The 16,009-nt window shown below is 43.7% G+C and carries 15 protein-coding genes; 7 read left to right on the top strand and 8 right to left on the bottom strand.

Going from position 1 to position 16,009, the window contains the following annotated elements; genetic code table 11:
- The first annotated feature begins 97 nt into the window (after positions 1-97).
- The 3 genes from merR to merA are packed head-to-tail and all read left to right on the top strand — an operon-like array spanning position 98 to position 2,404.
- A complete protein-coding gene (gene merR / locus skT53_RS11625; protein ID WP_200760966.1) occupies positions 98-496 on the top strand; it encodes a mercury resistance transcriptional regulator MerR in 399 nt (132 codons plus the stop codon).
- The gene (locus skT53_RS11620) at positions 463-750 is read left to right on the top strand and encodes a mercury resistance protein (RefSeq protein WP_200757081.1); all 288 of its coding nucleotides are present in this window, start codon (positions 463-465) and stop codon (positions 748-750) included. The genes merR and skT53_RS11620 overlap by 34 nt, the downstream gene beginning before the upstream one ends.
- A 13-nt stretch (positions 751-763) precedes the next feature.
- Complete coding sequence (merA, locus tag skT53_RS11615; protein ID WP_200757079.1) at positions 764-2,404, top strand: mercury(II) reductase; 1,641 nt, start codon at positions 764-766, stop codon at positions 2,402-2,404.
- Between the two features lie 181 nt (positions 2,405-2,585).
- Here merA and skT53_RS11610 read toward each other — a convergent pair whose 3' ends face one another.
- Positions 2,586-2,924, bottom strand: a complete 339-nt coding sequence (locus skT53_RS11610; protein WP_200757077.1) for a helix-turn-helix domain-containing protein — start codon at positions 2,922-2,924, stop codon at positions 2,586-2,588.
- 255 nt (positions 2,925-3,179) lie between these two features.
- On the opposite strand from skT53_RS11610, the gene skT53_RS11605 reads away from it, so the two are divergent.
- From skT53_RS11605 to skT53_RS11590, 4 genes are all read left to right on the top strand, one after another.
- A complete protein-coding gene (locus skT53_RS11605; RefSeq protein ID WP_200757075.1) occupies positions 3,180-3,500 on the top strand; it encodes an EAL domain-containing protein in 321 nt (106 codons plus the stop codon).
- Between the two features lie 8 nt (positions 3,501-3,508).
- Positions 3,509-4,042, top strand: coding sequence for a PilZ domain-containing protein (locus skT53_RS11600; protein WP_226375198.1), 534 nt, complete (start codon positions 3,509-3,511; stop codon positions 4,040-4,042).
- Between the two features lie 146 nt (positions 4,043-4,188).
- Positions 4,189-5,013, top strand: a complete 825-nt coding sequence (locus skT53_RS11595; RefSeq protein WP_200757073.1) for a GGDEF domain-containing protein — start codon at positions 4,189-4,191, stop codon at positions 5,011-5,013.
- 192 nt (positions 5,014-5,205) lie between these two features.
- Positions 5,206-5,553, top strand: a complete 348-nt coding sequence (locus skT53_RS11590; protein ID WP_200757071.1) for a hypothetical protein — start codon at positions 5,206-5,208, stop codon at positions 5,551-5,553.
- A gap of 243 nt (positions 5,554-5,796) precedes the next feature.
- Here skT53_RS11590 and skT53_RS11585 read toward each other — a convergent pair whose 3' ends face one another.
- The 7 genes from skT53_RS11585 to acsA form a co-directional block, all read right to left on the bottom strand.
- Entirely contained in the window at positions 5,797-6,525 is a 729-nt protein-coding gene (locus skT53_RS11585) for a fumarate reductase iron-sulfur subunit (protein ID WP_200757069.1), read from the bottom strand.
- Between the two features lie 16 nt (positions 6,526-6,541).
- Positions 6,542-8,365 carry a fumarate reductase flavoprotein subunit gene (locus skT53_RS11580; RefSeq protein WP_200757067.1) on the bottom strand — a complete coding sequence of 608 codons (1,824 nt, stop codon included), beginning with the start codon at positions 8,363-8,365 and terminating at the stop codon, positions 6,542-6,544.
- Positions 8,362-8,997, bottom strand: a complete 636-nt coding sequence (locus skT53_RS11575) for a succinate dehydrogenase/fumarate reductase transmembrane subunit (protein ID WP_200757065.1) — start codon at positions 8,995-8,997, stop codon at positions 8,362-8,364. Before skT53_RS11575 ends, skT53_RS11580 begins: the two co-directional genes overlap by 4 nt.
- Before the next feature lie 815 nt (positions 8,998-9,812).
- Positions 9,813-10,586 (bottom strand): LytR/AlgR family response regulator transcription factor, encoded by a 774-nt coding sequence (locus skT53_RS11570; protein ID WP_200757063.1) that lies wholly within the window; start codon positions 10,584-10,586, stop codon positions 9,813-9,815.
- The gene (locus tag skT53_RS11565) at positions 10,510-12,342 is read right to left on the bottom strand and encodes a LytS/YhcK type 5TM receptor domain-containing protein (protein WP_200757061.1); all 1,833 of its coding nucleotides are present in this window, start codon (positions 12,340-12,342) and stop codon (positions 10,510-10,512) included. The genes skT53_RS11570 and skT53_RS11565 overlap by 77 nt, the downstream gene beginning before the upstream one ends.
- On the bottom strand, positions 12,330-13,886 hold the full coding sequence (locus tag skT53_RS11560) for a solute symporter family protein (RefSeq protein ID WP_226375197.1): 1,557 nt from the start codon (positions 13,884-13,886) through the stop codon (positions 12,330-12,332). The genes skT53_RS11565 and skT53_RS11560 overlap by 13 nt, the downstream gene beginning before the upstream one ends.
- A gap of 68 nt (positions 13,887-13,954) precedes the next feature.
- Positions 13,955-15,685, bottom strand: coding sequence for an acetate--CoA ligase (gene acsA / locus skT53_RS11555; RefSeq protein WP_200757059.1), 1,731 nt, complete (start codon positions 15,683-15,685; stop codon positions 13,955-13,957).
- Positions 15,686-16,009: the final 324 nt, after the last annotated feature.

Genomic DNA, 16,009 nt, shown 5'->3' with positions numbered 1-16,009 from the left:
CCAATAAGCAAAGACTAAGGGATCGCCCCTTTTCTTTTCGAGCTAACAATTGACCCTGTACTATAGTACAGGGTTTATAATGAAAATGGGTGATCACATGATGTATCGAATCAGTCAATTGGCGAAAGCGTGCAATGTCAATAAAGAAACCATTCGTTATTACGAAAGGTTGGGGTTGATTCCCGAACCGACTCGTTCGGATTCTGGATACCGTATGTATCCAGAGGATATGGTGCAACGGATCGGTTTTATTAAACGCATGCAAGACTTGGGGTTTACACTTCAAGAAATTGATAAGTTATTGGGTGTTGTAGATCGGGATGAAGTCAAATGCAAGGACATGTACGATTTTACTGATTTAAAACTTCGGGAGATTCAAAGTAAAATTCAAGATCTCCGAAAAATTGAACGAATGCTCATTAGCTTAAAGGAAAAGTGTCCTGAAAACAAAGAGATGTTTGAATGTCCTATCATCGAAACGTTAATGGAAAAATAGAGGTGATGATGATGAGAGAGACAATGAAAGGTGTCGGCTGGTTTTTTGTAGCTTTGGTAACCTGTCCTTGCCATTTGGTTTTACTGATTCCATTGTTGGCAGGAACAGCAATTGGTTCATCGATCGCACAGTTTCAAACGGCTACTTTTGTCATTCTGGCTATGTTATTCGCCTTATCTCTGTATATGGGATGGAGAAAAATGTTTCGGGAACAAACCGACCATTGTTGTGATGTAAAGGGGAAAGATTCATAAAGGGGGACTTCGCTTGAAAAGGTATCGACTAATCGTTCAAGGCATGACGTGTACGGGATGCGAAGAACATATTGCCACCGCATTACAGAATATAGGAGCAGTCAATATCAACGCAAGTTACCGGCACGGGGAGGCAACATTTGAACTCCCAGACCACGCGGATGTAACAAAAGCTCAAGAAGCGATTCGTGAAGCAAGGTATCAGCCTGGAGAAGTACAAGAGATCCAGCCGCCACTAAAAGTGGTTGCAGGGGATGAAGGCGAATACGATTACCTGATTATCGGGTCAGGAGGAGCCGCTTTTGCTTCGGCGATTAAAGCGGTCGAATATGGTGCAAAAGTCGCCATGATTGAACGTGGAACCGTTGGCGGAACCTGTGTCAATATTGGCTGTGTCCCATCGAAAACACTTTTGCGGGCGGGGGAAATTCATCACCTGGCAAAGACCAATCCTTTTATCGGGTTACATACATCTGCTGGTGATGTGGATTTGGCTTCGTTAATCAAGGAGAAAAATAAACTTGTCAGCCAACTTCGTGAGCAAAAATATGTAGATCTCATTGATGACTATGGTTTTGAGTTGATCCGTGGCGAGGCAAAGTTTATCGATGAGAAAACCGTAGAGGTCGGTGGTCGCCAACTGACCGCAAAACGCTTTCTGATTGCTACAGGAGCATCTCCTGACATACCTGATATCCCAGGATTAAAGGATGTTGACTATGTAACAAGCACCACATTGCTTGAACGAAAAAGGCTTCCGAAGCGTCTTGCGGTGATTGGTGCAGGTTTTATCGGACTGGAGTTAGGAAACCTTTTTAACAACTTGGGAACGGAAGTAACCATTCTCCAAAGAGGAGATACCTTTTTACGCAAATATGATCCCGAAATTGCAGATGTAGTCAAGCAAGCATTAGCAGAACAAGGGATCAACCTTGTGACGGGGGCCACATATGAGCGTATTGAACAACATGGAGACATCAAACAAGTTTATGTTACGGTAAACGGAAAACAAAAGGTGTTTGAAGCTGATGAATTACTCATTGCAACAGGGCGAAAGCCAAATACCGAAGCTCTCCATCTGGAAGCGGCGGGCATTCAGGTGGGTTCTCGTGGTGAAATTGTCGTTGACGAATATTTGCGTACAAGCAATCCAAGGGTTTATGCCGCAGGAGATGTTACGCTAGGTCCACAATTTGTTTATGTCGCCGCTTATGAAGGCGGGATTGCGGCAGATAACGCCATCGGAGGAGCTAACCGAAAGGCAAACCTCGAAGCCGTTCCGGGTGTCACCTTTACAAATCCTTCGATTGCAACCGTAGGTCTTACCGAGAAACAGGCAAAAGAAAAAGGGTTGGAGGTAAGGACATCGGTTCTGCCTTTAAGTGCTGTGCCAAGAGCCATCGTAAATCGGGAAACCACTGGTATTTTTAAACTGGTTGCTGATGCCAATACCTTTAAAGTTTTAGGAGTTCATGTGGTTGCTGAAAATGCTGGTGATGTCATTTACGCAGGCACATTGGCAGTGAAATTTGGATTAACCATTGAAGATTTAAGAGAAAGTCTTGCACCGTATCTGACAATGGCGGAAGGGTTGAAATTGGCGGCGTTAACTTTTGATAAAGACGTATCTAAATTATCCTGCTGTGCAGGGTAAACTTTATAGAACCATATTAAGCGTGAATGTACAGGAGAAGTGATGCGTTGTGTTTAATAGGGTTTGTTTGATGAGAGAAATGTTGATGACAATGTGTGCAAGATTAGCGAAATAGACTCAAGGGGCGGAAAGATTGTTTCCGCCTCATTTTTTATGCTTTAGCAAGACTGCTCGCTAATTTTTACCGATCCTTCCATTCCAGCAATAGATCCAGCAACTTTAGAATGATTTTCTGATCTTCGATGCTTCGTGTTTGTAAGCGGGTGATGATTTGGGATAGTGTGTATTCTTGAGAATCTGGATTAGGGTGGATCGACCGAAAGAGGTTTTCTAATGAAATCTCCAGAGCGTTGGTCACCTTTTCGATGCTTTCCAGTGTGGCATTTTTCTCGCCTCTTTCCAATTGTCCAATGTATGTAGTGTGGAGATTGGCTATATCTGCTAATTCTTCTTGGCTCAATCCCTTTTCTTTGCGGAAATTTCGAATCCGCTCTCCGATCACCTTTGGCAAATCACTCATTTTACCACCTCTTAGGTAACTTTAGCTTTCATCTTTAAGCTTCCCAAAGAGACAATAGATATTAAAAATTAATAATGATATACTAAAAGTATTATTTTTCAAGGAGTGACGAGATGTCTGTCTGATGTGCAAACCATGTTGAAACAATCGAATCTCGTTATGTTATCTGAAGACCTCGAAAATGATGGGTGGTTTAAGTGATAAGATAGGGAGTTTTTACCATGTCAGATGCAAACGGAATGCTTTTAGAGGACAGTGAAAGATAAAGGGTATGCCATTGCACTGGATGATTACGGCAAAGGGGAATCATCATTGCGAATCATCAAACAACTTCACCCAGACTTTGTTAAGTTGGATCGATATTTTGCCATGGATTTATCTGTGTCAAAGGAAAAACAAAACGTGATTCAATTGCTTGTGGAGATGTGCCAGCAAAAAAATATTCACTTGATTCTGGAAGGGATTGAAGAGCCAACGGATTTGGCGATTGTCAAAGCACTGGGTGTGCATTTGGGGCAAGGAAACTTATTGGGGAGACCATTGCCGATCAGTGAAATTCACCACAAGAAAGGGTAAGTTTTTACATGGGTAACGTGATATGGGGAAGTATACTGTCTGCGTTTTTGATTGTTCTCATACTTTTTCTTATACACGGGTTCTATCAAAGGCAATTAAGAAAAAAGTTAGACCAAATCAATGCATTGCAAGAATCACTGGCTGATCTGCAAGCAAAATTGAAAGAAAAGGAAAGAAGAGAGAATTTTCGGGTGAAACTTCTCGAACAGGAATGTACATTTGAATTGATTGATTTTGGTGATAAATTATTGGAACGGTTAAAGCATAGACAAGGGGAAGGGAAAATAAGGGATATCAGTGGTACAGGTTTGAAATTAATATGTGACTATGATTTGCCTGTCAGAAAACATATTTTTTTGCAACTTCATTTCATGCTCCAGGATGAGGAGTTTTCATTTAAAGGAAAAATCGTACGAAAAGAGGAACTGATGAACGATATCATTTATGGAATTGAGTTCATTGAAGCAGATTCTAACGAACAACAACGATTATTTCAGGTGATACAAAAATTAGAAATCGAGAGAAGAAAGAAAACGAAATAGCAGTATTAAGTGTTAAACTTGTCGGAAATATTATGGATCTTTTTCACGCAACATTTTATTGTTGGGGAAAGGAATCTCGAAATGGTGGGAATTTGTCGGAAACTGCTATCTAAAGCTACGATCACTGGACAAAGGAAGAACACCGAATGATGAACAGAAAGCTGATGTATGTATTGATCTTGGCGTCATTAGCAACGGTATTAGTTGTTAATTATTATTCGCCGTTAGAATCACTATGGATGCTTCTCCTGATTCCTGCTATTGCAACAGTAGTCTTATTCCCAACATGGAAAGCAACAATCACTGTCGGATTGTCAGGCTTCTTTCTTATGGTGATTACGGAATTTGCGTTCCATCAGGAACAAATGCCATATCAACATGCCGCTGATTTAATGATTACAGGAGCAGTGGAATGGGTCGTATTCACAGTGATCTCTTCTTTTCGAATCAAGGTTGCAAGGTTGATAACGGAATTGGAACATCTTGCTTTGACTGACCCGCTCACTAAAATCTATAACCGCAGATACCTGGATTTGTATATGGAAAAAGCCATTCCTTTATCTGAAAGAAGAGAAGATCCGATGACACTGATCATGTTTGATATTGACCATTTCAAAACCATCAACGATACATATGGTCACAACGCTGGGGATATGGTTTTGAAAAAAGTAACCAGAGTTATAGAGGGGATCATTCGTGATTCTGATGTATTCGTTAGAACAGGCGGAGAAGAATTTATAATTGTTTTACCGAATGCTCCTTTAGAACAAGGAATTAAATTCGCTGAGCGAATCCGAAAGACAGTGGAAGGAACCAGGTTTGTTTATAAAGGAAAACGGATATTGGTCACCATTAGTTTAGGGATAACAGAATATATCAAAGGGCAAGATCTGAACCAGTTTATTGAGAAAGCAGATCAGGGATTGTATCGGGCAAAAGAAACGGGACGTAACAGAGTTGTTGTTATTTAGTACAGCGAAAGATTTTGCTGAACACCGTCAATCACTGAATACAAACAAGGATGAAAAAACATATGGACTCTACCTTCGAAACAGTGGACAAGAACTCCATTACAGGAAAGCTCCGATGGTTTCAACCGATCGACATTGTGCTCGTCAACGGTACTGAACGGGAGCTAACATGGGATCAATGGATGGCACTTCTTGGGTGAAACCCAAGGGTTTGCCAAGGCCGGGAACATCTACGAATACCATGGGAATCGGAAATCGGTGTTCGTCAAGGTATTGGATCCGCATTTTCGAAATGTGCTGGGCGTTATGCCGGATCCCCGTCCTCTTTATGTCCGAAAAACGGTACAAAAGGAGGAAACCCGAATGCTGTTGTCCAAACCGGATTATGATCCGCACATCTTGGAACAATGCGGGATTCATGACGAGGAGGTATCGATGGTCTCTGACATGCTGGAGCAATATCTGGAGCCCTATCGCCCCAGCTACAAGCGCAACATATGGTATTCCCGTAAACACTCGTGTTCAAGTTCGTCTGTCTAATTCAAAAACACAGAAATTACGACCTGTAGTGTTGGAAAACACGTTGCAGGGTTGTCACTAATTCTTAAACTAATGCGAATCGATAGCTCAATAAACAACTTCAGTCTACCACTTTATTTTTATCGAACATATGTGTTTACGGATAATAAACTTTGTTTACAAGTTACAATCAACTTGTAATTTATCGAGAAGCAAAATATTGCATACAAGAAGGCCTCCCAAATAAGGGAGGCAACGTTTGGCTTAACGCTTCCAGCCGGCGAGTGCCATCTTCCTTCTCACATAAGCTAACTGGCCCTGCAGGGGGATTCCGACCGGACAATTGTCATCACACGCCATAAGGCCGATGCAGCCAAAAATACCGTCCTCAGATCCGACCACATCGAAGTATTCTTGTTCATCCCGTTCGTCGCGGGGATCGAGCATAAACCGTGCTACCCGGTTCACACCGGCCGCTCCGATAAAATTAGGCTTGATATTGGCGGTAGCGCATCCTCCAATACAGCACCCGCACTCGATGCACCGTTCCGCTTCGTATATATGCAAGGCCGTTTCATTACTCATTCTCTCTTCTTGCGCATCCGGGTCAAACGTCTTCTCCGTATGTACCCAGGCTTCTGTTCGCAGGGACATATCCCGAAACCAGGTGCCGGTATCCACGGACAAATCGCCAAGCAATTTAAAAACGGGCAGCGGCATCAGGGTGATGTCCGTTGGCAAATCTTTGGTTAATGTCCTGCAGGCCAGGGTGGGCTTGCCGTTAATCAACATGCCGCAAGAACCGCATATGCCCGCGCGGCAAACAAAATCGAATTTTAATGTGGAGTCCTGTTCTTCTCGAATTTTATTCAGTGCAATAAACAATGTCATGCCGGTCTCTTCTTGTAAGACGAAAGTTTGGGTAGCAGGCTTCTGATTTGGAGTTTCCGGATTATAACGAAAAATATGAAAAGTCAATTGGCGCTGACTCATCTTTTTCCCCTCCTATTCACCGATTCGCACTTGCCGCTCCTGTGCTCGCTTCTCCATATCCCCGGTCACCCGGTGGCAGTTCCGTTATTTTCACCGGTTCATAATCCAACTCGGGCCGATCCGCTCCAACGGGCCAATATGCGAGAGTTCGCTTTAACCAATTTTCGTCATCTCGTTTCGGGTAATCCTCCCGAAAGTGACTGCCTCGGCTTTCTTTTCGGGCGAGTGCTCCGGCTGCAATACAATAAGCCAGTTTAATCATTCCGGTAATCCTCAGCGCGGAAGCCAACTCCGGATCCGCTCCTTTTCCTCCGCTGCGGAGACCCACTTGGCAGGAGCGTTGGTGCAGTTCGTGCAGTTGGGCAACCGCTTTTTGTAAGGGCTCCTCCGAACGGAAAATGCCAACATTTTCACTTAAGATTGTTTCCATCTCGCGTCGCAGCTGATAGACGTTTTCTTTTCCGTTACGGCATTCAATCAATGACTGAATTCGGTCTTCCTGGAACCTGACATGTTCTTCGATGAGGGCGGACGATACATTCAAGGAAGCTTCCTTGGTATATTTGGCAATTTTGTCGCCGATCAGCATGCCCGCCACTACCGTTTCAGCAAGGGAATTCCCGCCCAACCGGTTAAACCCGTGCATATCCCAGCAGGCCGCTTCCCCCAGTGAAAATAAACCTGTCAATCCGTAAGCCATTCCGTCAATATTCGTGCGAATGCCGCCCATGCTGTAGTGTTGGGTTGGCCGAACGGGAATCAAATCATGAACCGGGTCAACCCCCGCAAAATTGCGACAAATATTGGCGATTTCGCGCAAGTTGGTGTTGATGTGTTTTTCTCCGAGATGTCGGATGTCTAACCAGACATGAGCCCCGTAAGGACTTTCAACCCCGTATCCTTTGCGAATATGCTGCATAATACGGCGGGAAACAACATCTCTGGAGGCTAATTCTTTTTTCTTCGGTTCATAATCCGGCATAAACCGATGGTGATCCTTATCCAACAGGTATCCGCCATCGCCGCGCGCGCCCTCGGTAATCAGAATCCAGGTCGGAACAATACCTGTCGGATGGAACTGCACGGCCTCCATATTCCCCAAGGGAACAACTCCTGTTTCCAAAGCAACAAACATGCCGCTTCCCTCGTTGATGATGGCGTTGGTGGAAGCGCCATAAAGCCTCCCGTACCCACCAGTTGCTATCACAGTGGACTTTGCAGTGTAAACCCGAAGATTACCGGTTCTTAAGCATCTGGCTACCACTCCGCTGCATCGTTCACCATCATGAATCAAGGAAAGAACCTCGGTTCGATCGTGAACGGTAATTCCTAACTTAATGACCACACTGTCCATCGTATAAAGGACGGTGTGACCTGTGCCGTCCGCAGTGTAGCATGTACGCCATTTGGCGGTTCCGCCAAAGTTGCGGGCTGCGATCAGCCCTTCTTTTTCCGGATCTTCATGAATGTCCACGCCGTCATAGATACGTTTGCCTGGCACGACACGGCTCCATGGGACTCCCCAGTATGCCATTTGTCGCATGGCGACAGGTGCCATTTCCGCAAAAAGTCGGGCCACATCCTGATCACAACCCCAATCGGATCCTTTCACTGTATCGGCAAAATGGATATCAGGACTGTCTCCCTTGCCCATGGCGCTGTTTCCGAGTGCCGCCTGCATACCACCCTGGGCAGCCGAACTGTGAGAACGTCTGGGGGGGACCAAGCTTAAAATGATCACATTCAAACCCTGAGTGGCAGCTTCTATCGCCGCGCGTTCACCTGCTAACCCGGCCCCGACAATTAATACGTCCGAAGTGAATCTGTCATATTGACTCATAGTGAACCCCCCAGCGAATAAAATACCCCCAAGCTCACAAGACCCAATCCGACCGTACAAACTGTAACGACGGTTAAAACCTTTTTCAGACTATGGCGTTTCACAAATCCCCATTTTACAAAAGTGCGGTAAAGTCCAACGCTGGCATGATACTCAGCCAGCAACAGAAGAACTGCATAAAACCAAAGCATCCACGAATGAACACGATCGGCGCTCAGCTTCGCGTCAATTCCTGCATATACGACAACGACAACGTGAATGATGATCAGAAGAAGCATAGCGCTTCCTGTAACGGCCTGAAACAGCCAAGACCAGGTATCGCGGTGTTTGATCGTTTTGGCGTGTTTCCAAACGATTTTTTGTTCCTGCCACCGGCTGGGGATCCGCCGGAGTACCGCTCCGGCGTGAGCTGCGACTGTCAAGATTATAAAAATCACAGCCAGATCCAACAGCTTGAATTGTTCCATAAAATGGGCCAGTTTGTTAAACGCTTCCACTCCCAAAATAATCGCTGCGACAAAAATCATGTGCGTCCACAAAAAACCTACCAATAACAAGCCACTGACCGTCTGGGTCAATTCCGCCAAAAAGTCAGCTTTACGGGTCGGGGTCAAGGCTCTCTGAAGCTGCATAACCATCCTCCTTTTTGCCAAATTAATTTAATTTTTCTTCATCCTTACAAATTTCAGTTGGATTCAGACCAATGACCTTTCCGCATTTCGTACACACCACTACGGGAATCCACAAAACATACGGGTCGTCATAAACTAAGGGATGATCCAATCGATTTTCCACCTTGGTTGGAGCGCCACAGCAGTCGGAAACAGTCATCGTTTTCCTTCCTTTCCAAAGTGATTGGCTGTGGTGGATTCATAGAGAGAATGTGGAGAAGATCCGAGAGGGGGTCAACAGGATTTGTGGTGTTAGATAGTAAACCATATTCGAGGCAATGGCTAAAAATGAGCCCAAATTATGCCCTGATATTGAGATCAGAGATGTCCGATATATAAATAGATCACACTTGATTTGAAATCACGATATAAATTCAAGTAGGGAAACAATTATAATACAGGCGACGGAATGACATAGCAGTACGGAAGTTGCTCAGGCGATGGAGAAATGATTCAAAGTTTCAATGATCGATTGTGATCGGGGTAATTCGTGATTTAAGGACAACTTTCGATATGAATAACCCGCTTCAGTTTGGGAGATTTTTGATTTGACGTGTTTCTTTTGTTTGTCGCAAAATTCTTGCCTCGTTAAAATAGGTCAGACCTTATCGTAAAAAGGCCTGACCTTTATCTTCGTATACCAGCAGTGCCTTAACGGCAATACTTATCAAAGTTTGTCTAAAATTCCTATTAAATGTCATAAGAGAATGGAAGCGGAGGAGCTAAGGGGTAGAGAATCCCATGTATCGGTTAGTGCTAGTGTTTTCATTTTCCGTCTATTCTTGCAGGATTCTAAACAGTGTCTTAGCTGTGCTTCTACTGACCGGGATTTTTGTTTTTTCTTTATTCTTTAAAATTATGTTGTAAGCTCCGTTAAACCAAGGTGTTATCTCATGAATATATTCCAAATTGACTAAATAACTACGATGCGGGCGAAAAAACGAAAACCCTTTCACCCTTTCTTCTAATTCCTGTAATGTCATTCGAGTTTGAATTTTTTCCTTATCTGTATAGATTTCAATAAGTCTGTCCGTCCGAACAGCGTATAGAATCGCTTCCGGAGTTAGGACGACCACTTTTTCACCGTCTTCAATCAAAAGCTTGGAACTGCGAGGAAGTGGATTCGAAATATCTGAAATCAGTGGGTTCGAAGATTGCTGCTGGTCAAATGAAAATTGTTTACGTACACGTGAAAGGGCCTTATTAAAACGTTGTAAATCGTAAGGCTTTAAAAGGTAATCAATTGCTTCTACTCCAAACGCTTGGAGTGCATACTCATCATACGCAGTGGTAAAAACGAGTATTGGCGGCCTGTCACCCGTTTTATTGCTAAGTGCAACCAATTCTTTTGCTGTTTCCATGCCCGACAATAAAGGCATGTGAATATCCAAAAAAATCACATCTGGTCGATATTGATGGTATAATTCTAACAGTTGTTTCCCATTTTCCGCGCTGGGACAAAGTATAAAATCGTCATGGTGTTGAATCAGGTAGGTTAATTCCTCCCGTGCCAACCGCTCGTCCTCTCCGATCATGGCTCGAATCTTCATGTACATCACTCCGTTCTTCCTTTGGAATAGGGATCCGAAATGAAATGCAACATCCTCTGGGTGTCAAGTTTTCAATATTTAGAGATGACCTAATACCCAATAGGCCGATTAATCGCTGATTTACATTGTAAACCCCAATCCCTGAGCCTTCCCCGCTTGAGATCGGCTGTTTACCTAATTTGCCTATAAACGTACTCGGTATACCAACTCCATTATCCCATATCTTAAGTTCGGTCTCTTCTCCATTCTTTCGGATGTGTACTTCGATCTTTCCCCCTCCTGAAACATGCTTGAGTCCATGCTTGATGCTGTTTTCCACCAAAGGTTGGAGAGTTAAAGGCGGAATCAATACCTTTTCAACTCCATCAGCAATATGACATTCAATCGTGAGTTGATCTGCAAACCGAACTTTGACGATTTCAATGTAAGCATACAGATGTTCTATTTCCTGTTCCAAGGAAATCAAAGGAGATGCTGCAATTTTTAAGTTAAGCCGCATAAAATGGCCTAGTTGCACAATCAGGTGACGTGCCAAATCGGGATTCACACGGATCAGGGTGGAAATAAGGTGCAGTGTATTAAAGAAAAAATGCGGATTGACTTGTGCCTGTAAATTACGAAGCTCCATTTCCTGCAAAAGGTTTTTCATCTTCTCCACGGCCACAACGTCTAATTGGTTTGAAATCAATTTTCCCAACCCCTGTGCTATTGCAACTTCCACGGTTCTAAGTTGTTGAGGACGATGAAAATATAATTTGATTAACCCGACAACTTCGCCCGATTGACTCAACGGGACAAGAATAGCCGCTTGCAACGGACAATTCGGGTGACTGCACTGAATCTGTTCGCTATTCACTGCAACCTGGATTTCCCCGCTTTCAATTGCTGTATGGGATAAGTACGTTTGCAGCGTTTCCCCCTCTTTATGATGGTCTGATCCAAGCCCAATGTGAGCCAATACCTGGGACTTATTTGTAATCGACACGGCTGCAATTTTTAACTCGTTATGCAATAATTTTGCAATTTCAAAGGCAGTTTCGAATCCTAATCCTTCTTTCAAGTGAGGTAAAGTTTCTTCCGTAATCCGTAACGCCCGTTTAGTTTCGATTGCAGCTTCTTGTTCCTGCTCACTTACAGCTACCTGAATCATTGCGGTAAAGATCGCAATCGCTAAACTGCTGGTGATCACAAGGGGCAATCCAATCATATTCACGACTGAAATTGACTTTTCGGGCGTTGATGTGAAAATTAACAGAAGACCCATATATATAATCGGAGGAAACATTCCGATAAACATTGCTTTCGAGGGAGCAATTATACGTTCTTGAGAAAAGAAACGCGCCGTTAAACCTGCTAACAGTCCGGCGATGGGACTAATAATACCGCCGGCTAACTGCGCTTCCGGCAACCAAAAATAAAAGTAGGTACCAGTAATAGCGCCTGATAGGATACCTACTGATGGACCGCCTAGTAAGCCCGCGATAACAATCACGATTAATGTAGATCCGACTAGTGTTTGGCCCTGTAGGGGTTCAGACGCGAACATCTTGGGAACTGTACTTCCGTGATCAATTAATTCACCCACTAAAGTTCCTATAATGCCAAATGTACCAAAAATGATGGAGTGAAATAGAATGGTTTTCCAATTGAGTTTTCGATCTAATAAATAGCGAAACGATGTAAAACGAGTTAGCATGAAAGATAGTAACAGGAGCAGGCCAACCCGTTCAAATAAATAAATAGTCAGTTCTCCCATTGACTGTCCACCCGTGTTTCATTTGGTTTGATTCCGGTTTGTGATTGTACAAATACTCTTAGAAAATTCTCTTCATTTACAGGCTGTTTGGAACATACTGTACCTAGTATAGCGCCAATAAAGCCTAGGGGTATGACTGCGATTCCAGGATAATTTAAGCGGAAAACAGCATCGCCTTCGATACCGCCGCCGTATATATGCATCATATGGGGCCCGAAAAAAACAAAAATTAAGGATGCCGCCATTCCGGTAATGATGCCTGTTGCCGCTCCCGCAGTATTGAAGCGTTTCCAATAAAGTGTAAATAAGATCAGGGGCAAATTAGTTGAAGCGGCAAGTACAAAAGTAAGCGACACAGGAAAAGCTGCATTTATATTTTTCATGCTTACAGATAGTAGAATTGAAATGAGGCCGATAACCGCAGCTGCTATCTTTGCCATTTGCAGCTGGCTTTTCTCTGACGCCACCCCGTTTCGCAGCAGATGATTGTACACGTCATGAGAAAATGAAGATGCAGCCGAGAGGAGCAAGCCGGTCACCACAGCCAACATGGTCACAAAGGCAACAGCAGAGATGAAGGCCATAAAAAATTCCCCTCCCAATGCGGAAGCTAATAATGGGGCGGTGAAATTCCCCGAAGGATCAACGAAAACCATTTTATCCCACCCCACCAAAGAGACGGCACCCAAGCCCAAAATCAGTGTGATTAAATAAAAAATGCCGACCACCCAAGTTGCTGTTACTACCGATTGACGTACAGAATTTGAATCTCTTACGGTAAATAAACGATTCAAAATATGGGGCAATCCAGCCGTTCCCAGGATGAGAGAAAAGTTGAGGGAGAGTGTGTCCAATGAATTGGCAAAGAGATTTCCAGGGCGGAAAAACTGCTCTCCATAAGGATTAACTTCTTTCACCCGATCAAACAGACTCAATACGTTCCAATGGAAGCGAGACAAAACAATCAAGGAAATCATAAGGGTTCCTGACAACAACAAGACAGTTTTGATAATCTGCAGCCACGAAGTGGAAACCATTCCCCCAAATACGACATACATAGTCATCAACATACCCGTTACTATTACCGCGATTGTATAGTTGATACCGAGTAACAAATGAATGAGAAGACCTGCTGCCACCAGCTGTGGAACCATATATAAAACAGAAATGAGAATTGCGTTTATCGAAATAATGAATCGTAAGCCATGAGACGGAAAGCGGACATTAATCACATCACCGAGTGTGAACTTCCCTAAATGTCGAATAGGCTCGGCAATAAATAAAAGTACTAAATACGAAACCAGAAACCCGATTGAGTAAAGAAAACCGTCAAAACCGTGAAGGGCGATAGCCCCCGTGATTCCAAGAAAAGAAGCCGCACTCATGTAGTCTCCCGCAATTGCCAAGCCATTTTGAATCCCCGTAAGACTCTCTCCGGCGGAATAAAAAAGATGTGTGGAGTTTCCTCTCTTTGCTGACCAATAACTAATTACTACGGTTCCAAAAAGAATTGCGAGAAAAAAAATAAAATAAGTCGGATTCATAGGATCCCCTTCAGTATTGAGAGACCTCATCGTTTGCAAATGAGGTCTTCGTTCGGTATCTAGTGGAATTAATCTTCCATAGTCGAAAGGTCGCCGGTTGGCAATCCCAATTCCCAGGCTTTTAATACACGGCGCATAATTTTGCCGGAGCGTGTTTTGGGAAGCTTGTCCCGGAATTCGATTTCACGCGGAGCCGCATGGGCAGCCATGCCTCTTTTTACGAAATTCTTAATCTCTTCAATCAACTGTTCAGATGGTTGATATCCTTCCCGCAATGCGATAAACGCTTTGATGATTTCCCCTCGAAGCGGATCCGGCTTTCCGATCACACCGGCTTCGGCTACTGCCGGGTGTTCAACAAGCTTACTCTCGACTTCAAATGGTCCCACCCTCTCGCCAGAGGTATTAATCACGTCATCGACGCGTCCCTGGAACCAAAAGTAGCCGTCTTCGTCTTTGTAAGCCGAATCACCAGAAATATACCAAGGCTCGAGCCTGAAATATTCATCGTACTTATTGGGATTATTCCAGATTCTGCGCATCATCGATGGCCATGGTGTCCTCAAGGCTAAATTTCCCATTGTATATGGTGGCAGTTCATTTCCCTGGTCATCCACAATTGCTGCATAAATGCCCGGGAAAGGTTTTCCCATTGAACCAGGCTTAATTGGCATTGACGGATAGTTACAAATCATTTGTGCACCTGTTTCCGTCATCCACCAAGTATCATGTATCCGCTTCCTATAAACTTTCAATCCCCATCGAACCACTTCAGCATTCAGTGGTTCCCCAACGGACAGAACATGGCGAAGCGATGAGAGGTCAAATTTGGTCGTTATATCGTCACCAACTGCCATCAGCATTCGAAACGCCGTCGGTGCGGAATACCAAACATTGACACGGTTTTTCTCGATAGTCTGATACCAATCGTCGGGCGAGAAACGTCCTCCCCGAACAACTGTGGTTACGCCATTCAGCCACGGGGCCCAAATCCCATACGCAGTACCGGTCACCCACCCCGGGTCAGCTGTACACCAATAAATGTCATCTTGACGGAGATCAAGCACCCATTTACCTGTTTGAAAATGTTGAAGCATTGCATTGTGAACGTGAAGAACGCCTTTCGGTTTTCCGGTCGAACCCGATGTGTAATGTAATTGCATCCCGTCTTCACGATCTACCCATTCGATTTCAAGTTGGTCGGAAGCTTCTTCCATCAATATTTCAAAACTCAACTCTCGTTCTCCTAATTGTCCTTTTTCTCCCACCACGATGACATGCTTGAGAGCCGGGAGTTCAGCAAGAGGAATGCGTTCTTTTAATTTTGGAGTGGTTACGATGGCAATCGCTTCGGAATCTAGCAGACGATCCTTGACAGCCGTTTCCATAAATGCTTCAAAAAGCGGTCCCACAATAGCGCCAATCTTAATCGAACCAATGAACGCCGTGTATAATTCCGGGCTTCTGGGCATAAAAATAAAAACCCGGTCTCCTTTGGTAATACCAAGCGAACGCAAAACATTTCCAAACTTGTTTGTGAGCGTCTTCATTTCAGCAAACGTATAAGATTCCTCGCGAGTTTCATCACTAAACAACAAGGCGAGCTTATCTCCGAGACCTTCGTCAACATGTCGATCGAGAGCCTCATACGCAGCATTCACTTTGCCTGTTCTGCTCCAACTGAATTCCTTTTCAATATCTTCCCACTTAAAATTGTAATACGCTTCCTCATAACATGTAAGATTATGTTCAGTGGTCATAACAGGAATCAATTCCTGTTCAATGTTTTTATCGTTCATAATCAGTCCCCCTAACTTTCATGATTATGCAAAGGAAACAATCCGCCCCTGGGTTCAGCAGGAGCTGTTTTTGGGAATCAATCGTCTTTAAAGGATCACCTCCTGTTCAATACCGGATCATAAACAAATGGTGTAACTTATAAAAAATTTAAACTATTTACTTTAATTTAATCAACACAGATAACTTGTATTATAACGTCAATTTGAACAACCGGTTTCTCTTCAGATAAGACATTTGACAATACAGTCAATAAATTCAACATTTGAGACAAAGAAAATAACATTTCACGCTTTTTATGTCAAAAAGCTATACTTTTTATTTAA

This window comes from Effusibacillus dendaii (assembly GCF_015097055.1).
GTDB lineage: Bacteria > Bacillota > Bacilli > Tumebacillales > Effusibacillaceae > Effusibacillus > Effusibacillus dendaii.
This window is presented reverse-complemented; position numbering and strand designations above follow the sequence as displayed.

Excerpts from the sequence above, each read along its gene's own strand:
- merR (WP_200760966.1), top strand. The coding sequence starts at position 98 with ATGATGTATCGAATCAGTCAATTGGCGAAAGCGTGCAATGTCAATAAA.
- skT53_RS11620 (WP_200757081.1), top strand. The coding sequence starts at position 463 with ATGTCCTATCATCGAAACGTTAATGGAAAAATAGAGGTGATGATGATG.
- skT53_RS11610 (WP_200757077.1), bottom strand. The coding sequence starts at position 2,924 with ATGAGTGATTTGCCAAAGGTGATCGGAGAGCGGATTCGAAATTTCCGC.
- skT53_RS11600 (WP_226375198.1), top strand. The coding sequence starts at position 3,509 with ATGGGTAACGTGATATGGGGAAGTATACTGTCTGCGTTTTTGATTGTT.
- skT53_RS11595 (WP_200757073.1), top strand. The coding sequence starts at position 4,189 with ATGATGAACAGAAAGCTGATGTATGTATTGATCTTGGCGTCATTAGCA.
- skT53_RS11585 (WP_200757069.1), bottom strand. The coding sequence starts at position 6,525 with ATGAGTCAGCGCCAATTGACTTTTCATATTTTTCGTTATAATCCGGAA.
- skT53_RS11580 (WP_200757067.1), bottom strand. The coding sequence starts at position 8,365 with ATGAGTCAATATGACAGATTCACTTCGGACGTATTAATTGTCGGGGCC.
- skT53_RS11575 (WP_200757065.1), bottom strand. The coding sequence starts at position 8,997 with ATGCAGCTTCAGAGAGCCTTGACCCCGACCCGTAAAGCTGACTTTTTG.
- skT53_RS11570 (WP_200757063.1), bottom strand. The coding sequence starts at position 10,586 with ATGAAGATTCGAGCCATGATCGGAGAGGACGAGCGGTTGGCACGGGAG.
- skT53_RS11565 (WP_200757061.1), bottom strand. The coding sequence starts at position 12,342 with ATGGGAGAACTGACTATTTATTTATTTGAACGGGTTGGCCTGCTCCTG.
- skT53_RS11560 (WP_226375197.1), bottom strand. The coding sequence starts at position 13,886 with ATGAATCCGACTTATTTTATTTTTTTTCTCGCAATTCTTTTTGGAACC.
- acsA (WP_200757059.1), bottom strand. The coding sequence starts at position 15,685 with ATGAACGATAAAAACATTGAACAGGAATTGATTCCTGTTATGACCACT.